Annotated in this window: 21 protein-coding genes; 14 read left to right on the top strand and 7 right to left on the bottom strand. The window is 73.6% G+C overall.

The features are described from left to right. The first annotated feature begins 16 nt into the window (after window positions 1-16). From ASC54_RS11540 to ASC54_RS11510, 7 genes are all read left to right on the top strand, one after another. Window positions 17-796, top strand: coding sequence for a hypothetical protein (locus ASC54_RS11540; protein WP_156376821.1), 780 nt, complete (start codon window positions 17-19; stop codon window positions 794-796). Continuing rightward, complete coding sequence (locus ASC54_RS11535; protein ID WP_055899149.1) at window positions 796-2,364, top strand: DNA polymerase Y family protein; 1,569 nt, start codon at window positions 796-798, stop codon at window positions 2,362-2,364. Before ASC54_RS11540 ends, ASC54_RS11535 begins: the two co-directional genes overlap by 1 nt. Before the next feature lie 48 nt (window positions 2,365-2,412). Continuing rightward, window positions 2,413-5,889 carry an error-prone DNA polymerase gene (locus ASC54_RS11530; RefSeq protein ID WP_055899146.1) on the top strand — a complete coding sequence of 1,159 codons (3,477 nt, stop codon included), beginning with the start codon at window positions 2,413-2,415 and terminating at the stop codon, window positions 5,887-5,889. 21 nt (window positions 5,890-5,910) lie between these two features. Beyond that, window positions 5,911-6,618: a type 1 glutamine amidotransferase gene (locus tag ASC54_RS11525; protein ID WP_055861395.1), complete on the top strand. Its 708-nt coding sequence runs from the start codon at window positions 5,911-5,913 to the stop codon at window positions 6,616-6,618. 62 nt (window positions 6,619-6,680) lie between these two features. Beyond that, on the top strand, window positions 6,681-7,493 hold the full coding sequence (locus tag ASC54_RS11520; RefSeq protein WP_055861392.1) for a DUF1206 domain-containing protein: 813 nt from the start codon (window positions 6,681-6,683) through the stop codon (window positions 7,491-7,493). Then, the gene (locus ASC54_RS11515; RefSeq protein WP_055861389.1) at window positions 7,490-8,287 is read left to right on the top strand and encodes a DUF1206 domain-containing protein; all 798 of its coding nucleotides are present in this window, start codon (window positions 7,490-7,492) and stop codon (window positions 8,285-8,287) included. Before ASC54_RS11520 ends, ASC54_RS11515 begins: the two co-directional genes overlap by 4 nt. Next, window positions 8,284-9,078: a DUF1206 domain-containing protein gene (locus ASC54_RS11510; protein WP_055861387.1), complete on the top strand. Its 795-nt coding sequence runs from the start codon at window positions 8,284-8,286 to the stop codon at window positions 9,076-9,078. The genes ASC54_RS11515 and ASC54_RS11510 overlap by 4 nt, the downstream gene beginning before the upstream one ends. A 9-nt stretch (window positions 9,079-9,087) precedes the next feature. Here ASC54_RS11510 and ASC54_RS11505 read toward each other — a convergent pair whose 3' ends face one another. The 4 genes from ASC54_RS11505 to ASC54_RS11490 form a co-directional block, all read right to left on the bottom strand. Then, on the bottom strand, window positions 9,088-10,161 hold the full coding sequence (locus tag ASC54_RS11505; RefSeq protein ID WP_055899144.1) for an alanine racemase: 1,074 nt from the start codon (window positions 10,159-10,161) through the stop codon (window positions 9,088-9,090). A gap of 50 nt (window positions 10,162-10,211) precedes the next feature. Next, window positions 10,212-11,993, bottom strand: a complete 1,782-nt coding sequence (locus ASC54_RS11500; RefSeq protein ID WP_055899141.1) for a DEAD/DEAH box helicase — start codon at window positions 11,991-11,993, stop codon at window positions 10,212-10,214. Between the two features lie 11 nt (window positions 11,994-12,004). Beyond that, window positions 12,005-13,309 carry a DNA polymerase IV gene (locus ASC54_RS11495; RefSeq protein WP_055899139.1) on the bottom strand — a complete coding sequence of 435 codons (1,305 nt, stop codon included), beginning with the start codon at window positions 13,307-13,309 and terminating at the stop codon, window positions 12,005-12,007. A 103-nt stretch (window positions 13,310-13,412) separates the two neighbouring features. Then, window positions 13,413-13,682, bottom strand: a complete 270-nt coding sequence (locus tag ASC54_RS11490; protein ID WP_055861376.1) for a GlsB/YeaQ/YmgE family stress response membrane protein — start codon at window positions 13,680-13,682, stop codon at window positions 13,413-13,415. Window positions 13,683-13,894: 212 nt separating this feature from the next. Here ASC54_RS11490 and ASC54_RS11485 point away from each other — a divergent pair, with 212 nt between their 5' ends. Beyond that, window positions 13,895-14,671 carry an SGNH/GDSL hydrolase family protein gene (locus ASC54_RS11485; RefSeq protein WP_055899136.1) on the top strand — a complete coding sequence of 259 codons (777 nt, stop codon included), beginning with the start codon at window positions 13,895-13,897 and terminating at the stop codon, window positions 14,669-14,671. Here the strand turns inward: ASC54_RS11485 and ASC54_RS11480 are convergent, their stop codons facing one another. Together ASC54_RS11480 and ASC54_RS11475 are read right to left on the bottom strand one after the other, a co-directional pair. Further along, on the bottom strand, window positions 14,672-15,901 hold the full coding sequence (locus ASC54_RS11480) for a D-alanyl-D-alanine carboxypeptidase family protein (RefSeq protein ID WP_055899133.1): 1,230 nt from the start codon (window positions 15,899-15,901) through the stop codon (window positions 14,672-14,674). It lies immediately after the preceding gene. A gap of 35 nt (window positions 15,902-15,936) precedes the next feature. Continuing rightward, window positions 15,937-16,962, bottom strand: coding sequence for a LacI family DNA-binding transcriptional regulator (locus ASC54_RS11475; protein ID WP_055861369.1), 1,026 nt, complete (start codon window positions 16,960-16,962; stop codon window positions 15,937-15,939). A 181-nt stretch (window positions 16,963-17,143) separates the two neighbouring features. Between ASC54_RS11475 and ASC54_RS11470 the strand changes: the two genes are divergently transcribed. From ASC54_RS11470 to ASC54_RS11450, 5 genes are all read left to right on the top strand, one after another. Beyond that, entirely contained in the window at window positions 17,144-19,195 is a 2,052-nt protein-coding gene (locus ASC54_RS11470; protein ID WP_082515067.1) for a beta-galactosidase, read from the top strand. Beyond that, window positions 19,192-20,085, top strand: a complete 894-nt coding sequence (locus ASC54_RS11465; RefSeq protein WP_235451463.1) for a carbohydrate ABC transporter permease — start codon at window positions 19,192-19,194, stop codon at window positions 20,083-20,085. The genes ASC54_RS11470 and ASC54_RS11465 overlap by 4 nt, the downstream gene beginning before the upstream one ends. Beyond that, window positions 20,082-21,008 (top strand): carbohydrate ABC transporter permease, encoded by a 927-nt coding sequence (locus ASC54_RS11460; RefSeq protein ID WP_082515066.1) that lies wholly within the window; start codon window positions 20,082-20,084, stop codon window positions 21,006-21,008. The genes ASC54_RS11465 and ASC54_RS11460 overlap by 4 nt, the downstream gene beginning before the upstream one ends. Before the next feature lie 98 nt (window positions 21,009-21,106). Then, window positions 21,107-22,438, top strand: a complete 1,332-nt coding sequence (locus tag ASC54_RS11455) for an ABC transporter substrate-binding protein (RefSeq protein ID WP_055861366.1) — start codon at window positions 21,107-21,109, stop codon at window positions 22,436-22,438. Window positions 22,439-22,479: 41 nt separating this feature from the next. Further along, entirely contained in the window at window positions 22,480-24,558 is a 2,079-nt protein-coding gene (locus ASC54_RS11450) for an alpha-galactosidase (RefSeq protein WP_235451462.1), read from the top strand. 7 nt (window positions 24,559-24,565) lie between these two features. Here the strand turns inward: ASC54_RS11450 and ASC54_RS11445 are convergent, their stop codons facing one another. After that, on the bottom strand, window positions 24,566-25,366 hold the full coding sequence (locus ASC54_RS11445; RefSeq protein ID WP_055861365.1) for an RNA methyltransferase: 801 nt from the start codon (window positions 25,364-25,366) through the stop codon (window positions 24,566-24,568). 118 nt (window positions 25,367-25,484) lie between these two features. Here ASC54_RS11445 and ASC54_RS11440 point away from each other — a divergent pair, with 118 nt between their 5' ends. Continuing rightward, window positions 25,485-26,351 (top strand): Sir2 family NAD-dependent protein deacetylase, encoded by an 867-nt coding sequence (locus ASC54_RS11440; RefSeq protein WP_055861361.1) that lies wholly within the window; start codon window positions 25,485-25,487, stop codon window positions 26,349-26,351. Window positions 26,352-26,391 lie beyond the last annotated feature (40 nt).

The following is a 26,391-nucleotide window of genomic DNA, read 5'->3' as shown; positions in this document are numbered from 1 at the left end:
GTTCGACCATGGAGGCATGCCCGCTCTCGCCCTCTCCCCCGCCGCGTCGGCCGACGCGGTCGCGGGTGCGGGCTCGGGCGGCGGCGCGCGACTGCAGACGGTCGACACGGTGCAGGCGCTGCAGGCGCGCATCGACGCGCTGCAGCGCACGACGCTCGATTCGAGGCTCACGCCGACCCACGAGGCCCTCGCCGACCTCCTGCCCGACGGCGGGCTGAAGGAGGGGGCGGCGTACTCGGTGAGCCCGTCCAGCGCGCTCGTCATGGCGCTCCTCGCCGGGCCGTCTGCCGCCGGGTCGTGGTGCGGGGTCGTCGGCATGCCCGAGTTCGGGGTCGAGGCCGCGGAGGCCATGGGAGTCGACCTCGACCGCCTCGTGCTCGTCCCGCATCCCGGCGATCAGTGGCTCACCGTCACGGCCTCCATCGCCGACGCTCTCGGCGTCGTCGTCGTGAAGCCCGGCCGCGCCGCGGGCGATGCGGCCGTCGCGCGGCTCGCGAGCCGCCTGCGCGAGCGCGGGTCGACGCTGCTCGTCGTGGGCGCGTGGCCGCAGACCGAGGCCATGATCAGCCTCACCGAGAGCCGGTGGTCGGGACTCGGGCACGGCTCCGGCTGTCTCACGAGCCGGGAGGTCACCGTCACGGTGACGAGCAGGCGCTCGCCTCGGCCCGTGAGCGGGCGGCTGCTCATGCCCGACCCCGAGCAGGGCATCCGTCGTCTCGACCCGCGCGCGGTGCCGGGCGCCGCGTCGCGCACGGCCGCCGAGCGGGCGCGCGAGGCCTGGCGCGAGGTCGGCTGATGCTGCGGGCGCTGTGCCTGTGGGTGCCCGACTGGCCGGTGCTCGCGGCGGTGCGCGACGGCGCCGCGCGCGCCGGGGTCCCGCTCGCGGTCGTCGCGGCCAATCGCGTCGTCGCGTGCTCGTCCGCCGCGCGCGCCCAGGGGGTGAGGCGCGGGCAGCGGCGGCGCGAGGCGCAGTCGCTGTGCCCCGTGCTCGTCGTGCTGCCTCACGACGACGACCGCGACCACCGGCTGTTCTCCCCGCTCGTCGACGCGCTCGAGTCGCTCGTCGCGGGCGTGCAGGTCGTGCGCCCCGGCCTCGTGATGCTCGGCGCCCGTGGTCCCGCGCGCTACTACGGAGGCGAGCGGGCGGCGGCCCTCGCGCTGCGTGCCGCCCTCGCCGAGGAGGGGGTGCCCGACGCGCGCATCGGCATCGCCGACGGCGCGTTCACAGCCGATCTCGCGGCGAGGGATGCCCTCGCCGACGCCCCCGTCCGCATCGTGCCGCCCGGCGCGGCCGCGGCCTTCCTCGCTCCGCAGCCGGTCGCCGCGCTCGACGACCCCGAGCTCGCGGCCCTGCTCGGGCGGCTCGGGGTGCGCACGCTCGGCGAGTTCGCGCAGCTGCCCGCCGAGGCCGTGCGCGATCGCTTCGGCGAGCGGGGGGCCCACCGGCACGCGCTCGCGAGCGCTCTCGATGCGCGCGGGCTCGTGCCGCGCATCCCGCCCCTCGACCTCGAGCGCGTGCTCGAGCTCGAGCCTCCCCTCGATCGCGTCGACCAGGTCGCCTTCGCCGTGCGGCGCCTCGCCGACGAGGTCGTCGAGACGCTCGCGGAGCATCGGCTCGTCGCCACGGCGGTGCGCATCGGGTTCCGCGACGAGCTCGGCGGCGAGAGCGAGCGCGCGTGGCTGCACCCGCGATCGTTCCGGCCGAGCGAGATCGTCGACCGCGTGCGCTGGCAGCTCAGCGGGGCGACCCGCACGGCGGGCTCGGCGCCCGGCGCTCCCACCGGTCCCGATCTGCGCGCCGCGATCGCGCGCGTGCGCATCGTGCCCGAGAGCCTCGACGCCCTCGCGCACCACGAGCCGGGGCTGTGGGGCTCGGGGCCTGACGAGCGCGTGCACCACGCCCTCGCGCGCGTGCAGAGCCTGCTCGGCCACGAGGCCGTGCTCACCGCGCAGCGCTCGGGCGGCCGAACGCTCGCCGAGCGCCGCGTGCTCGTTCCCTGGGGCGACCGCGCGGTGCTCCCCCGGCCGCTCGACCGGCCGTGGCCCGGGGCGCTGCCGCAGCCCGCGCCCGCGACCGTCTACGCCTCGCGCCACCCCGTGGTGGTCGTGGATGCCCGGGGCGAGACCGTCTCGGTCGACGAGCGCCTGCGGCTCAGCGCCGCGCCCGCGGGGTTCGCGCCGAGCGCGGGCGGCGCCGTGAGGCCCATCGCCTCGTGGGCGGGCCCGTGGCCGCTCGAGGAGCGCTGGTGGGATCCGGCGCGCGCGCGGCGGGCGCACCGGCTGCAGGTCGTCGACGCCGGAGGGGTCGCGTGGCTGCTCGTGCTCGAGGGCGCGAGCTGGTGGGCCGAGGCGAAGTATGACTGAGCGCGCGGGAGCTGGGCATCACGCGGCGCACGAGGGTCGGTGCCGCTGATGGCAGGCTGGTACAACCCGCCCATCCCGTGGAGCGAGTTCGAGCGCGCCCTCCGCGACGGCACGCGCCCCGGCACGGCTCCCCCGCCCGGCGCTGACGGCGGCGACTCCCCCGCCTGGTCGCACAAGCGCGCGCCCTACCGCGCGGCCGAGCTCGACCGCCCCGACCCCGAGGCGGTCGTCCCCTACGCCGAGCTGCACGCGCACTCCTCGTTCTCCTTCCTCGACGGCGCCTCGAGCCCGGAAGAGCTGCTGGAGGAGGCCGCGCGCCTCGGTCTGCACGGCCTCGCGCTCACCGACCACGACGGCCTCTACGGCGTCGTGCGCATGGCCGAGGCCGCCGAGCCCTACGGCCTCACGACCGTGTTCGGCGCCGAGCTCAGCCTCGGCCTCACGGGGCCGCAGCAGGGCGTCGCCGACCCCGAGGGCACCCACCTGCTCGTCCTCGCGCGCGGACAGTCCGGCTACCACCGGCTCGCCGCCGCCCTCACCGAGGGTCAGCTCTCCGGCGGCGAGAAGGGCCGCCCCGTGTACGACCTCGACGCGCTCGCCGAGCAGGCCGCCGGCGAGTGGGTCGTGCTCACCGGCTGCCGCAAGGGCGCCGTGCGCGCCGCGCTCGGCGACCGCGCGGTGCCGACGCGCGCGCAGGTCGAGGCGGCGGGCTCCGCGCTCGATGGGCTCCTCGCCCGCTTCGGCCGCGAGGGCGTCGTCGTCGAGCTCATGGACCACGGGCGCCCGCTCGACTCCGTGCACAACGACGCCCTCGCGGCCCTCGCCCGCGATCGAGGCCTGCCCGTCGTGGCGACCGGCGGCGTGCACTACGCGACGCCCGCCCGGCATCCCCTCGCCACCGCGTTCGCCGCGCTGCGGGCGCGGCGCAGCCTCGACGACATGGAGGGGTGGCTGCCGCACGCCGGCACCGCGCACCTGCGCAGCGGCGCCGAGATGGCCGAGCGCTTCGCCCGCCACCCGGGCGCCGTGGCGCGCAGCGTCGAGCTCGCCGACGCGCTCGGGTTCCCGCTGCGGCAGGCGAAGCCGCAGCTGCCGAAGCAGGAGGTGCCGCCCGGCCACACGCCCATGAGCTGGCTGCGCGAGCTCGTCTGGGCGGCCGTGCCGCGCAAGTACCCCGACGTCAGCGACGCCGACCGGGCGCGCATCGGCCGCGAGCTCGACGTCATCGAGCAGAAGGGGTTCCCCGGCTACTTCCTCATCGTCCACGACATCGTCCAGTTCGCCCGAGGCCGCGGCATCCTCTGCCAGGGGCGCGGCTCGGCGGCGAACTCGGCCGTCTGCTACCTGCTCGACATCACCGCGGTCGACTCGATCGGCTACAAGCTGCCGTTCGAGCGGTTCCTCTCGGCGCTGCGCGACGAGGAGCCCGACATCGACGTCGACTTCGACTCCGACCGGCGCGAGGAGGTCATCCAGTACGTCTACGAGCGCTACGGCCGGCGCAACGCCGCCCAGGTCGCGAACGTCATCTCGTACCGGCCGAAGAACGCCGTGCGCGACATGGCGCGCGCGCTCGGGCACTCCGTGGGGCAGCAGGACGCGTGGAGCAAGCAGGTGGAGCGCTGGGGCGCCGTGCTCTCGAGCGACGACCACGACATCCCCGAGCCCGTCGTCGCGCTCGCCCAGCAGGTGCTCACCTACCCGCGGCACCTCGGCATCCACTCCGGCGGCATGGTGCTCACCGATCGCCCCGTCGGCGAGATCGTGCCGATCGAGCACGCGCGCATGGAGGGCCGCACGGTGCTGCAGTGGGACAAGGACGACTGCGCCTGGATGGGCCTCGTCAAGTTCGACCTCCTCGGCCTCGGCATGCTCGCCGCTCTGCAGCACGCCTTCGACCTCGTCGATGCGCACCTCGGCGAGCGGTGGGAGCTCGCGACCCTGCCGAAGGAGGAGCAGGCGACCTACGACATGCTGTGCCGCGCCGACTCGATCGGCGTCTTCCAGGTCGAGAGCCGGGCGCAGATGAGCCTCCTGCCGCGCCTGCAGCCGCGCCGCTTCTACGACCTCGTCGTGCAGATCGCGCTCGTGCGCCCCGGGCCCATCCAGGGCGGCGCCGTGCACCCCTTCGTGCGCCGCAAGCTCGGGGAGGAGCCGATCACCTACGACCATCCGAAGCTCGTCGAGCCGCTCGAGCGCACCCTCGGCGTGCCCGTCTTCCAGGAGCAGCTCATGCAGATCGCCATGGCGGTCGGCGGCTGCACGGGCGACGACGCCGACCTGCTGCGCCGCGCGATGGGCAGCAAGCGCGGCCTCGAGCGCATCGAGTCGCTGCGCGAGACCCTCTACGCGGGCATGGCGGGCAACGGCATCAGCGGGCGCCTCGCCGACGAGATCTACGGCCGCATCCAGGCCTTCGCGAACTTCGGCTTCGCCGAGAGCCACTCCATCAGCTTCGGCCTGCTCGTCTACGCGAGCTCGTGGCTCAAGCTGCACTACCCCGGCGTCTTCCTCGCCGCGCTCCTGCGCGCGCAGCCGATGGGCTTCTACTCCCCCGCCTCGCTCGCCGCCGACGCCGAGCGGCACGGCGTCGAGGTGCGCACGCCCTGCATCCTGCGCTCGGGCGTCGAGGCGGGGCTCGAGCGCGTCGACCTCGTGGTCGACGACGCCGTCGCCGCGATCGGGGCGGATGCCCGCCGCGCGACCCCGACGGGGCTCGCCTCCTGCACCTGCCGCATCCAGCCCCCCGTGCCCGAGTTCCGCCCCGACTCCACCGACGGCGACCTCGCCGACTGCGCCCGGCACCGCCGCGACGCCGACCTCGCCGTGCGGCAGGGGCTCGCGGCCGTGTCGGGCATCGGCCGCCCCACCGCCGAGCGCATCATCGCCGAGCGCGAGCGAGGCGGCCCGTACCGCGATCTCACCGAGCTCGCGTACCGCACGGGCCTGACGGGGGCGCAGCTCGAGGCGCTCGCGACGGCCGGCGCCTTCGACGTGCTCGGCCTCTCACGCCGGGCCGCGCTGTGGGCGGCGGGAGCAGCCGCGCAGGCCAGGCCCGAGTACCTGCCCGGCACGGTCGTCGCCGTGCAGCCGCCGCTGTTCAGCGACCTCGACGACGCCGAGACGATGGTGGCGAACCTCGTCTCGACGGGCATCGCCCCCGGCGACCACCCCGTGCGGTACGCGCGCCCGGCCCTCGCGCGCCGCGGCGTGCTCGCCGCGATCGACCTCCGGACCACCGAGCCGGGGCGCCGCGTCGAGATCGCCGGGGTCGTCACCCACCGCCAGCGCCCCGCGACCGCGAGCGGCATCACCTTCCTCAACATCGAGGACGAGACGGGGCTCGTCAACGTCGTCTGCTCGGTCGGGCTCTGGAGCCGCTACCGCCGCGTGGTGCGGGAGAGCCGCGCCCTCATCGTCCGCGGCACGCTCGAGCGCTCGCGCGAGGGCGTCATCGCGATCGTCGCCGACCGGGTCGAGACCCTTCCGCTGAGAGCCAGCCTCGCGAGCCGCGACTTCCGATGATCGGGCCTCTACGGTGGGGGGATGACCTGGCTCGTGCTGCAGCAGATGTCCTTCGAGGGTCCGGCGCTCATCGGCGTGGTCGCGGCGGCCCGCGGACTCGAGCTCCGCGTCGTCCGCACCGACTCCGGCGAGCCCGTCCCGAGCCCTGACGCCGTCGAGGCGTACGAGGGCGTCATCGTCCTCGGGGGCGCGATGGGCGCGCTCGACGACGACGCGCATCCCGCCCTGATCGCCGAGCGCGCGCTCGTCGCCGCCGCCATCGAGCGGGGCGTGCCCGTGCTCGGCATGTGCCTCGGCGCGCAGATCATCGCCGTCGCCGCGGGCGCCCAGCTGAGCCGCGGCGACGAGAGCGAGGACGGTCTGGGAACGGTCGAGCTCACCGACGCCGGGCTCGACGACCCCGTGATCGGCCCCGCCGGGCCGACCGTGCCGGTCTTCCACTGGCACGAGGACACCATCACCCTGCCCGAAGGGGCCGTGCTCCTCGCGAGCAACGAGAACTACCCCCACCAGGCCTTCCGGCTCGGACGCACCGTCTACGGGTTCCAGTTCCACCTCGAGATGGGCCCGGATCAGCTCGCGGGCATCGCCGACGAGCTGCCCGCGCACGCCGACCGCGACCCCGAGCGGGCGCGGGCCGTCGAACGGGTCGGGCGCGGGGTCTTCGATCGCTACTTCGCCCTCGTCGAGGCCGAGCGCACGGGCGCTGCGGCCGGCGGGTCGGCCTAGCTCCTGAGCCGGATCACGGCAACCCCGCTCCGCGAATCCCTTTCGCCCTCTAGCCTGGGCCCATGACCTCTCGCACCGAGGGCGGAGTCGTGCGCCCGCACGGCGTCGCCATCCCCACCCGGACGTACCGCGTCGTCACCCGGACCGGTCTCGCCGTGAACGGCGTCCTGCACGTCCTGCTCGGCGTCATCGCGCTGTCGATCCCCATCGCCGTGCTCATCACGCCCGACTCCGAGCGGGTGGGGGCCCTGCGCGCCGTCGCCGCCAACCCGGGAGGAGCCGTGCTGTTCTGGGTCATCGCGATCGGCTACGTGATCCTGGGCGCGTGGATGCTCGCCGCTCCGTTCCTCGAGCGCCACCGCGACCTGCCGCCCCGCGACCGCGCCGTCAGGATCGGCCGCGGCGTCGCGTACCTCCTCCTCGGCGTCAGCAGCGGGAGCATCGCCGCCACCGGACGCAGCAACCCGCAGGAGGAACCCGGTGCGCTGGCGGCCTCGGTCGTGCAGCTTCCGCTCGGCCCCGTCGTGCTGATCATCATCGCCCTGCTGACCCTGACCGTCGCCACGTACTTCGGCCTCAAGGGATGGCGGCGCGGCTTCCTCGACGACATCCGCCTCCCCGCGAAGTCCTCCGGCCGCCGCCCGATGCTCCTCGCGGGGCGCGTCGCCTACCTCGGCAAGGCCGTCGCGCTGGGCGTCCTGGGCGTCCTGACCCTCGGTGCCGCGTTCGTCCCGGCCGGCCCGGCCGGGGTCGACGGGCTTCTCGCCGCCCTCGCGCTCTCCCCCGCGGGCCCCCTCCTCCTCGCCGTCGTGGGGCTCGGACTCATCGCCCACGGCTTCTACACCGCGGCGCGCGCACGACTGGCCCGGCTGTGAGGGCCCGCGCCGTCCGCGAGGTGCGCGGCAGCCGGCCGTTCCAGCTGGCCGCTCGCGCGGGATTCGCCACGAACGGGCTCCTGCACGTGCTCATGGGCTTCCTCGCCCTCGGGGTCGCCACGGGCGCCGGCACGGGAGGTCGCGACGCCGACCCCTCCGGTGCGCTCACCGCGATCGCGGCGACACCCGGGGGGATCATCCTCATCTGGGTGCTCGCGGCCGGCCTCGTCGCGCTCGCCCTGTGGCTGCTCGTCGAGGGCCTCCTGCTGCTGATCCCCACGGGCGAGATCGGCGACGGCCTCATCACCGCACTGAAGGGCGTCGTGTACGCCGCCCTCGCCGCATCGGCCGTCACGATCGCGATGGGCGGCCGCTCCGACTCCACGGAGGACGCGCGCGAGCTGAGCGCCGTCCTCATCGCGACCCCCGGCGGCGTCTTCGTCCTCGCGCTGCTGGGCCTCGTCATCGTCGGCATCGGCGTGTACTTCGTCGTGAAGGGTCTGCGCCGCCGCTTCCGTCGCGATCTGCGCGTGCCGTCGGGCACGACCGGTCGCACGGTCGTCGCCCTCGGCGTCATCGGGTACGTCGCCAAGGGCGTGGCTCTCGTCTCCCTCGGCATCCTCGCCGTCGTCGCCGCGGTCACGACCGACCCGAGCGAGGTCACCGGACTCGACGGCGCCCTGCGCGCGCTCACCGAGCTCCCCTTCGGCGTCATCCTCCTGAGCCTCGTGGGGCTCGGCCTCGTCGCCTACGGCGTCTACTGCGCGGCGCGCGCACGCTGGGCGCGCCTATGAACGGATCCGCGACCGTGCAGAACGTGCACGGGAGTCGGATCTTCACCCTCCTCGCCCGCTCGGGCTGGGTCGTGACGGGGCTGCTCCACGTCATCATCGGCGCGCTCGCGATCGCGGTGGCCTTCGGCGATCGACGCGTCCTGCCGGATGAGGTCGGCGCCTTCGAGACGATCGCCGCGGCACCGCTCGGCGACGTCCTGCTGGTCGCGGTCATCGTGAGCCTCGTCGGTCTGGGGGTCTGGATGATCGCCGACGCGTTCCTCAATCGCGGCCCCATGCACCGCTGGACCTCGGGGCTCGCGAGCGCCGCGCAGGGGCTGGTGTATCTCGCCCTCGCGATCCCGCCCGGCGTCCTCCTGTTCGGCGGCGACCTCATGTCGGGCCGCAGCGCACGCGCGCTCAGCGCCGCCCTCCTCGACTCGACCACGGGCGCCGTGGTGCTCATCCTGATCGGTGCCGGCATCGCCATCGGCGGCGGCTACTTCGTGGTGAAGGGCGTGCGGCGCCGGTTCTCGTGGGAGCTCCGGCCGATGTCGCGGCGACGCGGCCGCGCCGTGCGCGCGCTCGGCGCGGTCGGCTACGTGGCCCGCGGCATCGCCTTCCTCCTGCTCGCCGGGCTCATCATCGTCGAGGCGATCGAGGTCGATCCGACGGACGTCACGGGGCTCGCCGGCGCTCTGGGAGCCCTCCGGCGCGGATTCCTCGGCCCGTTCTGGCTCGCGTCCATCGGCGCCGGACTCATCATCTACGGCGTCTACAGCATCGCGCGCGCCCGACTCGCGACGATCTGAGCCGCCGGCCTACGCGTTCGCCCCGCGCGCCGCGACGGCCCAGACCCCGGCCTCCGCTTCCGCGGTCTCCACGACGAGCTCGTCGGCGAGGGCGACGGCCATGCACACGTGGTTCGGGGCGATGCTCAGCCGGGAGCCGAGGTCAGGAGCCTCGACGCCGTCCGGCAGCGCGATCGTCGCGTGATGCTCCGAGAGGGCGACGATGCGCGCCTCCGGCAGGGCGGGCACGCGCCCGAAGCCCGTCGTCCACCCCGGGCGGTCGGCTCCGAGCGTCTTGCTGCCGGCATCGACGACGACGACGCCCGGCCGACGGCTCACGACGGTGGCCCGGGCCTGCAGCGCGATGGCCCCCGGTTCGCACGACCCGAGCTCCCACTGCTGGGCGTCGCCGAGCGCGTAGACGCCCGGTCGCAGCTCGGTCAGCACGCCGCGATCGGCCGCGCGGGCGCTCGGCGTCGATCCCCCGCTCACGACGGGGCACGGGATGCCCGCGGCCGCGAGCGCGTCGCGCGCCCTCGCGAGCGCCCCGGCCTCGTCGCGCGCCGCGAGGCCGCCCGCGCCGACCCCGTAGGCGTGCCCGGGGAAGGTGAACACCCCGTCGACCGCGAGTCCGGCGTCGAGCGCCGCGGCGGCGACCTCCGCGGCGCGCTCGGGCGCGAGACCAGAGCGGTGGTGACCGCTGTCCACCTCGACCGCGATCGCGAGCGGGGACGCGTCGGGGCGGCCGGCGCGCACGGCGTCGGCGAGCATCCGCACGCCCTCGACGGAGTCGGCGCCGACGCGTACGCGCGACGCTGCTGCGAGCGCGCGGAGGCGGTGGGCGCGGGGCCCCTCGGCCCAGACGGGATACGCGATGAACAGGTCGGCGAACCCGGCCGCGGCGAAGATCTCGGCTTCGGCGACCGTCGCCACGGTGAGCCCGACGGCGCCGTGCGCGAGCTGGCGGCGCGCGATCTCGAGCGTCTTGTGCGTCTTCGCGTGCGGGCGCAGCGCGACGCCGACGGCGCGGGCGTGCGCGGCCATCTCAGCGAGGTTCGCCTCGAGCACGTCGGCGTCGATCACGAGGTAGGGGGTGTCGCGCATGGCACCATCCTGCCGCGCGAGGCGCCGACGCGACGGCGCGGGGCCCGCCGTCAGCCCCCTGCGGCCATCTGACGGCGGAGGAAGTCGATCCGCGACTGCAGCTGCGCGACGCTCGCCTGGCCGACCGCGGGCCCGCCGCACACGCGGCGCAGCTCGGCGTGCACGTGCCCGTGCGGCTGGCCGGTGAGCTTCGCGCGGAGCCCGACGAGGCTGTTGAGCAGGGTGCGCTGCTCCTTGAGCGTGCGGTAGAGCGGGGCGGGCTGGCGCTCCGACGGCGGGCGCTCGGCGACGCGGCGCATCTGCCGCTGGTAGCGCGAGCGCAGCAGCTCGTGCACCTGATCGGGCTCGAGGATGCCAGGCAGGCCGAGGAAGTCGAGCTCCTCGAGGCTGCCGACCTCGGCCTGCTGGCCGAACTCGACGCCCTCGTAGAGCACCTTGTCGAACTGCGCGTGCGACTCGAGCGCCGCGAAGGCGTACGTCTCGGTGAGCGCGTCGCTCGCGCTCTCGCCCGTCTCGGCCTCGCGCATGAGGTCGTCGGCGAGCAGCTCGTCGTCGGTGCCCTCGCGGTCGAGGGCGTGGTCGCGCTCGCGCTCGAGCTCGTTCGCGAGGCCCATGATGGGCGGCACGCTCGGGATGAAGATCGACGCCGTCTCGCCGCGTCGCCGGGCGCGCACGAAGCGGCCGATCGCCTGCGCGAAGAACAGCGGCGTCGACGAGCTGGTCGCGTAGACGCCGACCGCGAGGCGCGGCACGTCGACGCCCTCCGAGACCATGCGCACCGCGACGAGCCAGCGGCCGTCGCCGTCGGCGTACTGCTGGATCCGCTCGCTCGCGCCCTTGTCGTCGGAGAGGACGACCGTCGGGGCCTCCCCGGTGATCCGGTGCAGCAGCGCGGCGTAGGCGCGCGCGGCCGTCTGGTCGGTCGCGATGACGAGGCCCCCGGCGTCGGGGACGGCGTGGCGCACCTCGGTGAGCCGGCGGTCCGCCGCCGACAGCACCCCGGGCATCCACTGCCCCTCGGGGTCGAGGGCGGTGCGCCACGCCTGCGCGGTGACGTCCTGCGTGTCGCCCTGCCCGAGGTGGGCCTCCATCTCGTCGCCCGTGGTGGTGCGCCAGCGCACCTTCCCCGCGTAGGCCATGAAGAGCACGGGGCGCACGACGCCGTCGGCGAGAGCCCGCCCGTAGCCGTAGGAGTAGTCGGTCTGCGAGACGCGGATGCCCTGCTCGTCGGGCACGTACGACACGAACGGGATCGGCGCGGTATCGGAGCGGAACGGCGTGCCGGTGAGCGACAGCCGCCGCGCCGCGCCCTCGTAGGCCTCGCGGATGGCGTCGCCCCAGCTGAGCGCGTCACCGCCGTGGTGCACCTCGTCGAGGATCACTAGGGTCGAGGCGGTCTCGGTGAGCGTGCGGTGCAGGTAGGGCTTCGCGGCGACCTGCGCGTACGTCACGGCGATGCCGTGGAACGAGCGCGGGATGACCCGCTGACTGTTCCGGAACGCCGGGTCGAGCCGGATGCCCACGCGGTGCGCCGCGTCGGCCCACTGCCGCTTGAGGTGCTCGGTCGGTGCGACGACGATGACGCGATCGACGCTGCGGCGCGCGAGCAGCTCGGTCGCGAGGCGCAGGGCGAAGGTGGTCTTCCCGGCGCCGGGCGTCGCGGCGGCGAGGAAGTCGCGGGGCTCGCGCTCGAAGTAGCGGTCGAGGGCCTCGGCCTGCCAGGCGCGCAGGCGGCTCGCGGTGCCGCGAGCGGCCCGCTCGGGGAAGGACGGGGAGAGATGCTCGGCCGCGAACGTGCCCACGTGGGGGGCGGTGCGGTCGGGGGTGCTCACTCGACCCGATGCTAGTCGAGGCCGCCGACATCGTCGGTCGACGGGGCCGCGCCGTCGGTCGAGGAGTCCGTCCCGTGGGTCGAGAGCGCCGACCGCCGCCGCTCCCCCGGCGCGAGCAGGGATGCGCGCTGGATCGCCCCGCGGCCGAACCGCTCGGCGACCGCGTCGAGCGTCGTCTCCGTCTCGCGCCACGGCTCGTCGTCGTCCCAGAGGCCGCGCGCCACCGACCCCGCGGGGAGCAGGTTCTCGGCCCTGACCCCGATGAGGCGGATGCCCGTGCCCGCCGGCCGCGCCTCCCCCAGCAGCGCCCGCGCCTCGCGCGAGAGCCGCTCGGCCACGTCGCTCGGCTCGGCGAGCGTGCGCGAGCGCGTGATCGTGCGGAAGTCGCCGAAGCGGATCTTCACCGCGACCGTGCGCGCGACCCAGCCGCCGCGCCGCAGCCGCTCGGCGACGCGCGTCGACAGGCGCAGCAGCTCGCGATCGAGCGCGTCCGCGTCGCTCACGTCGCGCTCGAAGGTGACCTCGTGCCCGATCGACTTCTCGTCGCGCCCGGGCGTCACGGCGCGCGGGTCTCGACCCCAGGCGAGCTCGTGCAGCCGCGCGGCGCCCGCCTCGCCGATGACGGCGCGCAGGGAGTCGAGCGGCGTCGCGGCGAGGTCGCCGATCGTGCGCAGCCCGAGTCGGGCGAGCCGCTCCTCCGTCGAGGCGCCGACGCCCCACAGCGCGGTGATCGGCTGGGGGTGGAGGAAGGCGATCGTGTCGGCCTCGGGGACGACGAGCAGGCCGTCGGGCTTGGCCCGGCTGGAGGCGAGCTTGGCGACGAACTTGGTGGCAGCGGCCCCGACCGAGGCGGTGAGGCCCGTCTCGCTCCGGATGCGCTCGCGCAGCGCGGTCGCGATCGCGAACGGCGGCCCGAACAGCGGAACGGCCCCGCGCACGTCGAGGAACGCCTCGTCGATCGAGAGCGGCTCGACGAGGGGGGTGGCGTCGCCGAGGATCCGCATGACCTCGCGAGAGAAGTGCTGGTAGCGGTCGTAGTGGGGCTCGAGCACGATCGCGTTCGGGCAGCGGCGCAGCGCGAGGGCCATGGGCATCGCCGAGTTCACGCCGTAGCGCCGGGCCTCGTAGGTCGCGGCCGTGACGACCGATCGCGCCCCGCGATGGCCGACGATGACGGGCCTCCCTCGCAGCTCGGGCCGCTCGAGCAGCTCGACCGAGGCGAAGAACGCGTCCATGTCCAGATGCAGGATGCTCGCGCTCGTGTCGGCGGTCGGCGCGGCCGTGACCTGCCGCCCGCTGCCGTCCTGCTTGCTCACGCGGACATCCTGGCATCGACCGCCGACGACCGATGACCGCCGGACACGCGAACGGGGGCGGACCGCCGAAGCGATCCGCCCCCGTGGGCGGTACTGGTCGCGATTACGCGCGACGGCCCTTGCGGCCGACGATCGCGCCGTAGATCAGGAGCACGATGATGGCGCCGGCGATGGCGAGCAGCCACGTGCTGAGGTCGAAGAACTCCTCGAGGCCGGTGCCGAAGAGCACGCTGCCGAGCCATCCGCCGAGGAGTGCGCCGAGGACGCCGAGGACGAGGGTCATCAACCAGCCGACGTTCTGCTTGCCCGGGAGGATCAGCTTCGCGATGGCGCCGGCGATGAGCCCGAGGAGGAGGAAAGCGAGGAAACCCATGGGATTGCCCTTTCGTTGTGGCTGAGAGCCAGGTGCCTCTCAGCCTTCGTTCGAACGACTCGGTGGAATCGCTCGGCGAACAGTCAAGCACACCCCCCGTGCGGGGGCCACGAAGCTTACAGATTCCTCCCAGCTAGCCCTGGGGAGGCCGGACGCACCCGGTTCGGAAGCCGGAACTGCGCGGGAGCGGCACCGTCTGTCACGATGGGAGCATGTCTCAGCTGCACCCCTGGTCGCGGTACGTCGCGATCGGCGACTCGTTCACCGAGGGCATCGGAGACCCCGAGCCCGACTCCCCCGGCGGTCACCGCGGGTGGGCCGACCGCGTGGCCGAGAAGCTCGCCGAGCGCACCGACGACTTCGCCTACGCCAACCTCGCCGTCCGCGGCCGTCTGCTCCAGCAGATCGCCGACGAGCAGATCGAGCCGGCCCTCGCGCTGCGGCCCGACCTCATCTCGATCTCCGCGGGCGGCAACGACATCATCCGGCCCGGCACCGATCCGGACGAGGTCGCCGCGCGCTTCGAGCGGGCGATCGTGCGCCTGCGCTCGGACGGCGCCACGGTGGTCATGTTCAACGGACCCGACATCGGCATGACGCCCGTTCTGCGGCGCGTGCGCGGCAAGGTCGCGATCTACAACGAGAACCTGCGGTACGTCGCGGCGACGCACGACGCGATCGTGGTCGACATGTGGGCGCTGCGCGAGCTGCAGGACTCGCGGATGTGGCACCCCGACCGGCTGCACTTCTCCGGCCTCGGCCACCACACGATCGCCCGGGCCACGCTCGACGCGCTCGGCGTCGCCCACGACCTCGAGCCGATGAGGCCCGAGCCGCTCCCGGTGCGCACGTGGCGGCAGGCCCGCACGGAGGACATGGGCTGGGCGCGCGAGTACCTCGTGCCGTGGGTCGTGCGGCGCATCCGCCACCAGTCCTCCGGCGACCGCATCACCGCCAAGCGGCCCGACGCGCTGCCGCCGCGCCGCTGATCACTCCGCGAGGATGCCCCACTCGCGCAGCGGCCGCATCAGCCGCCACCAGGGGTCGGGGCCCGCGATCCGTCCGCTCCACTCGAGCGGGACATCCACCTGCTCGTCGCCGAGCTGCACGATCATGAGCGGACCGGACGGCGCCGCGCCGCCCGGCGGCAGCGACGGGATCGGCACGAACGACTGGCTCGACGCCCCGCCCCAGACGAGCTCGCGCGCGTCTTCGGCGATGCGCAGCTCGGCCTCGTCGCCCCACGGCGCGCGCCAGCGCGCGACGACCTCGCCTGCGGTGCCGAGCGAGACCGTGCGGTAGTCGTCGACGACGCTCGTCAGCAGGGCGCGCGAGTCGGCGGCGGCCCGGGCGTGCACCTCGGCGTCGAGCACGACGCCCACCACCTCCACGGTCCCGCCGTCGACCTCGGCGCGCCCCGAGAACAGCAGGCACGCGCCGGCCTCCTCCGTCGTCCCGGTCTTGAGGCCGGTCACGCCGTCGAGCCCGAGCGCGGTGTTGCGGTTCTCGAAGGCGCCGACGCCGGGCACGTCGATCCGCTGGAGCCCGGCCGAGTCGGCGATGACGGGATTCGCGACGGCGAGCCGGGCGAGGTCGAGCAGCGCGCGGGGGGTCGCGGCGCTCTGCGGCGAGAAGCCGGTGGCGTCGGCGACCTGGAGGCCGTCGAGACCCGCGCGGTCGATCCACGCGCGAGCCGCCTCGACGTAGGCGTCGACCGAGCCGAACGCCCAGATCGCGAGGGTGTCCGCGTAGTTGTTGGCCGACCAGACGAGCATGAGGTCGATGAGCTGGCGCTGCGTCAGCTGCAGTCCCTCGCGCGCCGGCGCGACCGAGCCGTTGCGCGCGATGTACTCCTCGTCGAGCGCGCCCGCGGCGGCGTCGAGGGTGATCGTCGGTCCCTTCTCCCCCGCGGCGAGGGGCTTCGCGTCGAGCACGACGAGCGCCGTGACGACCTTCGTGATCGAGGCGATCGGCCGCGGCGTGTCGAGGTCGGTCCCGGCGTAGACGGCCCCGCGCTCCTCGAGCGGTCCGACGGCGCTCGCCCCGTATCCGGGCAGGGCGACGGTCTCGACCGGGGTCGCGACGCTCGCCCGCGCGATGGCCTCGCCCGTCACGGCGGGCACGGGCGTCATGAGCGCGACGGTCGAGTACAGCCCGGCGCCCGTCGCGAGAGCGCCGGCGGTGATCCCGGCGACGAGGGCGAGGGGACGGCGGCGCATCCGCCCAGTCTACGAAGCGGCGACGGATGCTCGGCTCAGGCCGAGGCCCGCCAGATGACCTCGGTGTCGAGAACGACTCCCCCATCGCCGCTCGTGCCTCCCGAGCGGATCTGCTCGAGCACGAGCTCGGCCGCGCGGGCTCCGAGCGATGCGGCGGGCTGCCGGACGGTCGACAGCAGCGGCTGGCTGCGCAGCGCCCAGGCCGAGTCGTCGAAGCCGACGACGCCGACGTCCTCCGGCACTCGGCGCCCGCGGGCGCGCAGGACGTCGATCGCCCCTGCGGCGACCGCGTCCGACGCCGCGAAGACGCCGTCGACGGCCGGGTCGCGCTCGAGGAGCTCGGTCATGCCCGCGACGCCGGCGTCGAAGGTGTAGAAGGGCTGTCGCGAGACGAGATCGGCGTCGTAGTGCTCGCCCAGGGCATCCCGGAAGCCGGCGAGGCGATCGCGGCCGGAGTCGCGGTCGAGGCCGGCGGCGATCATGCCGACGCGTCGGCGGCCGGTCGCGGCGAGCCGCTCGGAGATCTGCTGCGCGGCGCCGCGGTTGTCGATGCCGACCCAGGCGAGCCGAGGCTGGTTGTCGGGTCGGCCGATCATGACGGCCGGAAGGCGCAGCTCGGCGATCGCGCGCGAGATCGGGTCGCCCTCGCGCGCGGAGACGATGATGGCGCCGTCGACGAAGCCGCCGCCGAGGTAGCCGCTCACGCGCTCGGAGTCGCGGTCGGTCTCGATCACGAGCGTGACGAGCTGGTAGTCGGCGGCCGAGAGGGCGCTGTTGGTGCCGAGGAGGATGTTGCCGATGTTGGGGTCGTCGACGAAGACCGAGTGCGGCTCGTGCACGATGAGCGCGATGGCTCCGGAGGACTGCCTGGCGAGGTTCCGCGCGGCGGTGTTCCGCACGTAGCCGACCTTCGCGATGGCCGCCTCGATCGCCTGGCGCGCGGCCTCCGAGACGTACGGCTCGCCGTTGAGAACGCGCGAGACGGTGCCGCGCGAGACACCCGCTTCGGCCGCGACGTCGAAGATCGTGGCGCGTTTGGGGCGCGACGGCGGCGGGGTCATTTCGCCAGTGTAACCACGCGCGACACGCCGGAACGCGCGGTGCATCGTTGACACTCCGACGCCGGGGTGCCTATTCTGTGCACGCTCCCAGAAATCCTCCGAGCGATCGTCACAGGCCACTCTGTGCACGCTCCCAGATTCCTCGAGCGACAACGATGTTGACGATGGAACAGGACGGTCCGTGAGCCTCACCCCCGTACTCCCCCGCACGGCCCCGGCCGCTCTCGTGCCCGGCTGGCCGACGCGGTCGATCGTGCTGGGGTGCGACTACAACCCCGAGCAGTGGGGTCGCGAGGTCTGGCGCGAGGATGTTCGGCTCATGACCGAGCTCGGCATCGACCTCGTCGCGATCAACATCTTCGGGTGGGCGCACCTCGAGCCTCGCGACGGCGAGTTCGACTTCGGCGGGCTCGACGAGATCATCGGCCTCCTGCACGAGGCGGGCATCCGCATCAATCTGGGCACGGGCACCGCCTCGCCGCCGCCGTGGCTGACGCGCCTGCACCCTGAGATCCTGCCGCGCGACAGGAGCGGCGTGATCGCCTACCCCGGTGGTCGCCAGGCCTGGTGCCCGAGCTCGCCCGTGTACCGCGAGCGGTCGCTCGCTCTCGTCGAGCGCGTCGCCACCCGCTACGGGCAGCACCCCGCGATCGCCCTGTGGCACGTGAGCAACGAGCTCGGCTGCCACAACGCGCACTGCTACTGCGACGTCTCGGCGGCCGCGTTCCGTCGCTGGCTCGAGGCCCGGTACGGCACGATCGAGGCGCTCAACACTGCGTGGGGCACCGCCTTCTGGAGCCAGCGCTACAGCGAGTGGGCCGACATCCTGCCGCCGCGCACGACGCTCTCGGCCGGCAACCCGGCGCAGCTGCTCGACTTCCAGCGCTTCTCCTCCGACGAGCAGCTCGCGCAGTACCGTGCCGAGGCCGCCGTCATCCGCCGCGCGTCGTCGGCGCCCGTCACGACGAACCTCATGGTGACCGACCACATCTCGGCGCTCGACTACTGGAGCTGGACCGCCGACCTCGACCTCGTCGCCAACGACCACTACCTCGACCACCGCCTCGCCGACCCGCTCGCCGAGCTCGCCTTCAGCGCCGATCTGACGCGCGGCCTCGCCGGCGGTGCGCCGTGGATGCTCATGGAGACCTCGACGAGCGCCGTCAGCTGGCAGCCGGTCAACCACGCCAAGCGCGAGGGCGAGCTCGCGCGCACCGCCGTCGGCCACGTCGCGCGAGGCGCCGACTCGGTGTGCTTCTTCCAATGGCGCGCTTCGCAGCGCGGCGCCGAGAAGTTCCACTCCGCGCTCCTCCCCCACGCCGGCGCGACCGGCCCGGCCTGGCAGCAGAGCGTCGAGCTCTCGGCGCTGCTCGACCGACTCGAGCCCGTCGTCGGCACGCGCGTCGAGGCGCGCGCGGCCATGGTCGTCGGGTTCGACGCCCGCTGGGCCGCCGAGGTCGACACGCACCCCAGCCAGCTGCTGCGCTACCTGCCCGAGGCGCGCCGCTACCACGCGGCCCTGCGCTCGCTCGGCGTGACGGTCGACATGGTGCGCCCCGGCGACGCGCTCGAGGGCTACGACCTCGTCGTCGTGCCCACTCTCTATGCGGCATCGGATGCTGCTGCCGACGCGATCGATCGGGCCGCGTCGAGCGGCGCGACGGTTCTCGTCACTCCCTTCACCGGCATCGCCGATGACGAGGCCGCGATCCGCCTCGGCGGCTACCCGGGAGCCTTCCGCGAGCTGCTCGGCCTCGTCATCGACGAGCTGCGCCCTCTCGCCGCCGATGAGACCGTCACGCTCGAGAGCGGCGCGACGGGCACCATCTGGAGCGAGGCGCTGCGCGCCGAGCGCGCCGAGGTGCTCGATCGGTTCGCGACCGGCCCCGCGGCCGGGTCTGCCGCGCTCACGCGCGCCGTGCACGGCGCGGGCGCCGCGTGGTACGTCGCGACGGCACTCGAGGCCGACCCGCTGCGCGACCTCATGCGGCGGCTGTGCGCCGAGGCGGGCATCCCCACCATCGAGGTCGGAGACGATGTCGACATCGTCGTGCGCTCTGCCGCCGACCGAAGCATCATGATCGTCATCAACCACCGCGACGAGCCGCTCGCACTCACGGGCCTCGCGCTCGCGGGTGTCGACCTCGTCTCGGGCAGCGAGGTCGCCTCCGGGTCGACCGTCGTCCCCGCCGGCGGGGTCATCGCCGTGCTCACCGAGAGGAGCGAATCGTGACCGACACAGCCGTGCGCAAGTCGCGCGGAATCCGCCACCGCGGAGCCCTCGCGGTCTTCCTCGTCCCGTTCGGGGCGCTCTTCGCCCTGTTCTACGTCATCCCCATCGGGTACGCCGTCTACCAGTCGCTGCTCGTCGTCGAGCGCGACGGCACCTTCGGCCCCGCCGTGCAGGTCTTCGGCGGGCTCACGCAGTACATCGCCGTCTTCGAGAACGAGGCGTTCTGGTCGTCGATCGGCCGCGTGCTGCTCTTCGGCGTCGTGCAGGTGCCGATCATGCTCGGCGTGGCGCTGATCCTCGCGCTGCTGCTCGACTCACCGCTCGTGCGCGGGTCGAAGTTCTTCCGACTCGCCTTCTTCGCGCCGTACGCCGTGCCGAGCGTCATCGCCGCGATCATGTGGGGCTTCCTGTACTCGCCCAACCTCTCGCCCTTCACGGGAGTGACGCAGACCGTCGACTTCCTCTCGGCCGAGTCGGTGCTCTGGTCGATCGCGAACGTCGTCACGTGGGTCTACGTGGGCTACAACATGCTCATCATCTACTCGGCGCTCCTGGCGATCCCGAGCGAGATCTACGAGGCCGCGCGCCTCGACGGCGCGAGCCAGTTCCGCATCGCGTGGTCGATCAAGATCCCGCTCGTCGTGCCGGCCCTCGTGCTCACGGGCATCTTCTCGATCATCGGAACGCTGCAGCTGCTCGCCGAGCCGCAGGTGTTCCAGTCGTTCAGCTCGGCCGTGACGAGCACGTTCACCCCGAACCTCACCATCTACTCCACGGCATCGATCCCGAACATCAGCCTCGCCGCCGCGATGAGCGTCGTGCTCGCACTCGCGACGTTCGTGCTCTCGTTCACGGTGCTCAAGCTCACGCAGCGGAGGACGGCAGCATGACCGCGACCACAGCATCCCCTCGATCGGCGAACGCCGTGACGCCGCGCCGCGCGCGCGGGTCGGGCTCGAGCCAGCACAGCGGCATCCGCGAGAGCGCCGTTTCGCGCACGATCGCCATGGCCGTCATGGTCGTCGCGACGCTGTACTTCCTCACGCCGATCTGGTGGCTCTTCGTCGCGTCGAGCAAGACGCGCGCCGACTTCACGACGACCGCGCCGCTGTGGTTCGCCGACTTCGCGCTCTTCGAGAACATCGCGGCGCTCTTCGACTACCGCAACGCGGTGTTCCTGCGCTGGCTCGCCAACAGCGCGCTCTACGCGGGCATCGGCGCCCTCATCGCGACGATCATCGCGGCGATGGCCGGCTACGCGATCGCGAAGTACACCTTCCGCGGTCGCGAGACGCTCTTCAACGTCATCCTCGGCGGCGTGCTCGTGCCCGCCACGGCGCTCGCGCTCCCGCTCTTCCTGCTCTTCAGCCAGGTCGGCGCGACGAACACGATCTGGGCGGTCTTCCTGCCGAGCCTCGTGAGCCCCTTCGGCGTCTACCTCTCGCGCATCTACGCCGCGGCGAGCGTGCCCGACGAGATCATCGAGGCGGCGCGCATCGACGGCGCGGGCGAGGTGCGCACGTTCTTCACGGTCGCCACGCGCCTCATGGCGCCGGCGCTCGTGACGATCTTCCTGTTCCAGTTCGTCGCGATCTGGAACAACTTCTTCCTGCCGCTCATCATGCTGCGCGACGAGAGCCTCTTCCCCGTCACGCTCGGCCTGTACGTCTGGAACACGCAGGTGAGCCAGATCCCCGACATCCGCGCGCTCGTCATCATCGGCTCGCTCCTGTCGATCATCCCGCTCATCCTCACGTTCCTCGGCCTGCAGCGCTTCTGGCAGTCGGGGCTCGCGAACGGCGGCCTCAAGTAGGGCCCTCCCCCGAACTCCCGTCCCCCCTGAGGCCGGGCGCACGAAACCGCACGACCCGAACGACCCGCACCACAACCACCAAGAGAAAGGAACATCGCATGGCGATCTCCACCGTCGCCCGCGTCGGAGCCATGGCGGCTCTCACGGCGCTGGCACTCACTGCCTGCTCGACCGGAGGCAGCGAAGCCCCCGGCGCCGCCGGAGGCGACTGCGCTCCCTCCGACGGCCCCGTCACCCTGACCTTCACGAGCTGGCTCCCCGGCGTCGAGGAGGCCGTGGCCATCTGGAACGAGGAGAACCCCGACATCCAGGTCGAGGTCCAGACCGGACCGAACGGCAACGGCGGCACGTACCAGAACTTCTTCAACCAGCTCGAGGCCGGCAACGCCCCCGACCTGGGCCAGATCGAGTTCGACGCGATGCCCAACTTCCGCGTGCAGGACGGCCTCGAGAACATCGCGGCCTGCGAGGGAATCCTCGAGGCCGAGGACCAGTTCGTGCCGTGGACCTGGAGCCAGGTCACCTTCGGCGAGGAGGACGCGGTCTACGCGATCCCGCAGGACACCGGCCCCATGGCCATGTTCTACCGCGCCGACCTCTTCGAGGCCGCTGGCATCCCGGTGCCGACCACGTGGGAGGAGTACCAGGCCGCTGCCGCGCAGATCCGCGAGCAGGGCGGGTACATCAACAACTTCTCGCAGAGCGACATCAACGCCTTCGCCGGTCTCGTCTGGCAGGCCGGTGGCGAGTGGTTCGCCAACGACGGCGAGCAGTGGGAGGTCAACCTCACCGGTGAGGAGACCACTCGCGTCGCCGAGTACTGGCAGGGTCTGATCGACGAGGACCTCGTCGCCGTCTACCCGCCGTGGACCGATGAGTGGAACGCCGCCTACAACTCGAGCGAGATCTGGACCTGGGTCTCGGCCGTCTGGGGCGCCAACACGATCGCGAGCGGCGCGCCTGACACCGCCGGCAACTGGGCTGTCGCGCCGATGCCGCAGTGGGAGGCCGGCGAGTCGGCCGCGGGCAACTGGGGCGGTTCGACCACGGCCGTGCTGAAGGGCTCGGACCACCCGTACGAGGCCGCTCAGTTCGCGCTCTGGCTCAACACCGACGCTGACGCGCTCACCGCGATGAACAAGACCGCCAACATCTACCCCGCGACGATCGAGGGCGCCGACCTGCCCGTCTTCGGCGAGGGCGTCGAGTTCTACGGCGGACAGAAGATCTACGAGGTGTTCGCCGAGGCCGGCAACAACGTCGACCCCGACTTCACGTGGGGCCCGACGATGACGCAGGTCTACAACGACGTCGCCGACGGCTTCTCCGGTGCGGTCTCGGGCAGCGGTACGCTCCTCGAAGCCCTGCAGTCGGGCCAGTCGTCCACGATCGATGCTCTCAAGGCAGCAGCGATCCCGGTCAAGGAGTAACCATCTCCCTGCACCACCTCCGCGCCGCGGGTGTCAGCTTCGTGCTCGACGCCCGCGGCGCGGCCGTGCCCGCCGTCCGCTACTGGGGCCCCGACCTCGGCGATCTGGCTGACGCCGACCTCGCCGTCGTCGCTGCGGCTCCTGCGATCGCGCCGAGCTCGCCCGACATCCCGCTCGTGCCCTCGATCCTTCCTACGCCCGCCGAGGGCTGGACGGGCCTTCCCGGCATCGAGGCGCATCGAGTGGGGATGCCCGCCTCGCGCTCCCCGCTGCGCCTCACCCCCACGGCCGTTCACCGCTCCGCCCCCGCCGGCCTCGTCGTCTCGCTGCGCGCGCACGACGAGCACGGCCTCCTGCTCGACCTCGACTGGAGCGCAGAGCTCACCGTCGAGGGGCTCGTCGAAGTGTCGGTCTCCGCGACCGCCGCGGGCGGGCATCCCGTCGCTCTCGGTCGGCTCGCAGCGCGACTGCCCGTTCCCGCCCGCGCGAGCGATCTGCTCGACTTCTCGGGGCTCTGGGCCGGTGAGCGCCGCCCGCAGCGCGGCCCCGTGCGCGACGGCGTGCACCTGCGCGAGCAGCGCCAAGGCCGCCCCGGTCACGATGCGCCGTTCCTCACGGTCGCCGGCACACCGGGCTTCGGCTTCGCCGCTGGCGAGCTCTGGAGCCTGCACCACGCGTGGAGCGGCGACAGCCGCATCGCCCTCGAGTCGCTCGCGACGGGCCACCGCCACCTCGGCGCCGAGGAGCTGCTGCAGCCTGGCGAGATCGCGCTCGCCCCGGGCGAGCGCTACGACGCACCCCTCGCCCTCTTCGCCTTCTCGGGCGCCGGCCTCGACGGTCTCTCCGACCGCTTCCACCCCTACGTGCGCCGCATCTCGCCGCCCACGCACCGCCCCGTCGTGCTCAACACGTGGGAGGCCGTGTACTTCGATCAGTCTCTCGACGCCCTCGCCCCGCTCGTCGACGCCGCCGCCGATCTCGGCGTCGAGCGCTTCGTGCTCGATGACGGCTGGTTCGCGGGCCGCACCGACGACCGCCGGGCGCTCGGCGACTGGATCGTCGACCCCGATCGCTGGCCCGCGGGCCTGCACCCGCTCGTCGGTCTCGTCGAGCAGCGCGGCATGGAGTTCGGCCTGTGGGTCGAGCCCGAGATGGTGAGCCCCGAGTCGCGGCTCGCGCGCGAGCATCCCGACTGGCTGCTCGCCTCCTCCGACGGAGCCGTGCCGCCGACGTGGCGCTGGCAGCACGCGCTCGATCTCGCGAACCCGGCGGTGCGCGAGCACCTGCTCGCCGCGCTCGACGCGCTGTTGACCGAGTACCCCATCCGGTTCCTCAAGTGGGATCACAACCGCGCCCTCATGGCCGGAGGCTCGGCGGCGCAGACGCGCGCGCTCTACGCACTGCTCGACGAGCTGCGCGCCCAGCACCCGGATGTCGCGATCGAGTCGTGCGCCTCGGGCGGCGGTCGCATCGACCTCGGCATCGCCCGCCGCACCCACCGCTTCTGGACGAGCGACACGAACGACGCCCTCGAGAGGCAGAGCATCCAGCGCTTCTCGAGCATCCTCGTGCCGCTCGAGCTGCTCGGCGGCCACGTCGGTGCCCCGCGCGCCCACATCACGGGCCGCACGCACGACCTCTCGCTGCGCCTCGCGACGGCGCTCTTCGGCCACGCGGGCATCGAGTGGGATGTCACGCGCGCGAGCGACGACGACCGCGCCCTGCTGCGCGACTGGGTCGCGACGGTGCAGCGTTTCCGGCCCCTGCTGCACTCGGGGCGCACCGTTCGGGTCGACGCCGACGATGACGCGAGCCGTCTCGTGCACGGCGTCGTCGCCCCCGACCGCGGTGAGGCGGTCTTCAGCCTCGCGACGACCGCCGCCTCGCGCGTCTCGGTGCCGCCGCCGCTGCGGCTGCCGGGCCTCGACCCCGATCGCCGCTATCGCGTCGCGCTCGTCCCGCTCGGCACGCCTCCGCGTGCGGTGCAGGATGCTCCCCCCGCGTGGTTCGCGGCCGGCGAGATCACCGCCTCGGGCCGAGTGCTCGCCGAGGCGGGCATCCCGGTGCCGCTGCTCGCGCCCGAGCAGGCGATCGTGCTGCACGCGACCGCGATCGAGTGATCACGGCTCAGCCCTGCAGCGCGTAGAGCGCGACCGCGCTCGCGGCCGCGACGTTGAGCGAGTCGACGCCGTGGGCCATGGGGATCGTCACGACGACGTCGGCCGCCGCGAGCGCCTGCCGCGAGAGCCCGTCGCCCTCGGCGCCGACGAGCACGGCGACGCGCTCGGGCGCGGTCGCGGCGAAGTCGCGCAGCGGGACCGCGTCGTCGGCGAGGGCGAGGGCGGCGATCGTGAAGCCCGCCTCGTGCAGGATCGGCGCCGCGTCCTCCCACTCCGGCAGGCGCGTCCACGGCACCTGCAGCACGGTGCCCATCGACACGCGCACGCTGCGGCGGTACAGCGGGTCGGCGCAGCGCGGCGTCACGAGCACGGCGTCCGCCCCGAGCCCCGCGACCGAGCGGAAGATCGCCCCGACGTTGGTGTGGTCGACGACGTCCTCGACGATGACGACGCGCCGGGCATCCGCCAGCAGCGCCCGGGGGTCGAGCGGCGCTGGCCGGTGCATGCTCGCGAGGGCGCCGCGATGCAGGTGGAAGCCCGTGAGCTCCTCGAGCGCGCCCGCCGCGCCGACGTACACGGGAACGTCGCGATCGCCGAGCAGCGCCTCGACGTCCGGCAGCCACTTCTCGCTCGTGAGCACCGAGCGCGGCTCGTGACCCGCGCGCAGCGCCCGGCCGATGACCGTGAGCGACTCGGCGAGGTACAGCCCGCCCTCCGGCTCGGTCAGGCGGCGCAGCGCGACGTCCGTGAGGCGCGCGTAGTCGGCCAGGTCGGGATGCTCCAGGCCTTCGATCCGTACGATCCGCATCGAGACCTCCGCCTTCCGTTCACGCGTTCGCCGAGGGCGCTCCCCGGTCGCACAGCCTCCGGAAACATATCCGAAACCCGGCGCGTTTACTCTGCGAGAGACCCCGCAGGGAGGCACCATGGCGCACTCGTCGGCCCCGGCTCAGCCGCTGCCGCTCGGCGATGCCGCGCGGGCGAGCCTCGACGAGGCGATCGGGCTCCTGCGCGGCGGACGCATCGCCGTCCTCACCGGCGCCGGCATCAGCACCGACTCGGGCATTCCCGACTACCGCGGCGCGGGCGCCCCCGCTCGGACGCCGATGACGTTCAGCCAGTTCCTCGCCGACGAGCCCTACCGCAAGCGCTACTGGGCCGGCAGCCATCTCGGCTGGCGCCGCTTCTCGGACGCCCGGCCCAACGCCGGCCATCGGACGCTCGCGGAGCTGGAGGACCACGGCCGCATCGCCGGGGTCGTCACGCAGAACGTCGACGGACTGCACGTGCGCGCCGGCAGCCGCCGCGTCGTCGACCTTCACGGCTCGATGGACCGCGTCGTGTGCCTGCACTGCGGCCAGGCCTTCGCGCGCGAGTCGATCGCCGACCGCATCACGGCCCTCAACCCGTGGCTCGACGTCGACGCCGAGCACCGCGTGAACCCCGACGGCGACGCCGAGGTCGACGACGTGTCGCGCTTCGCCATCCCCGAGTGCACCGTGTGCGGCGGCACGCTCAAGCCCGACATCGTCTTCTTCGGCGAGTTCGTGCCCCCCGTGAAGTTCGAGGAGGCCCGGGGCATCGTCGCCCGGGCAGACGCGCTGCTCGTGCTCGGCTCCTCGCTCGTCGTGAACTCCGGCGTCCGCCTCGTGGGCCTCGCGGCGAAGCGCCGCATCCCGACGATCATCGTCAACCGGGGCGAGACGAAGGCCGACGCGCGCGCCGCCGTTAAGATCGATGCGGGCACGACCGAGACGCTCGCGGCTCTGCGCGACGCGCTCATCGCCGACTAGCGCTCCCGCCGCCGGCCGGCGCCGCCCGCCCCGCCACCGG

Origin of the sequence: Yonghaparkia sp. Root332, from assembly GCF_001425665.1 — a bacterium.
Classification (GTDB): domain Bacteria; phylum Actinomycetota; class Actinomycetes; order Actinomycetales; family Microbacteriaceae; genus Microcella.
The sequence above is the reverse complement of the archived record's forward strand: the minus strand, read 5'-3'. Positions and strand labels throughout refer to the sequence as shown.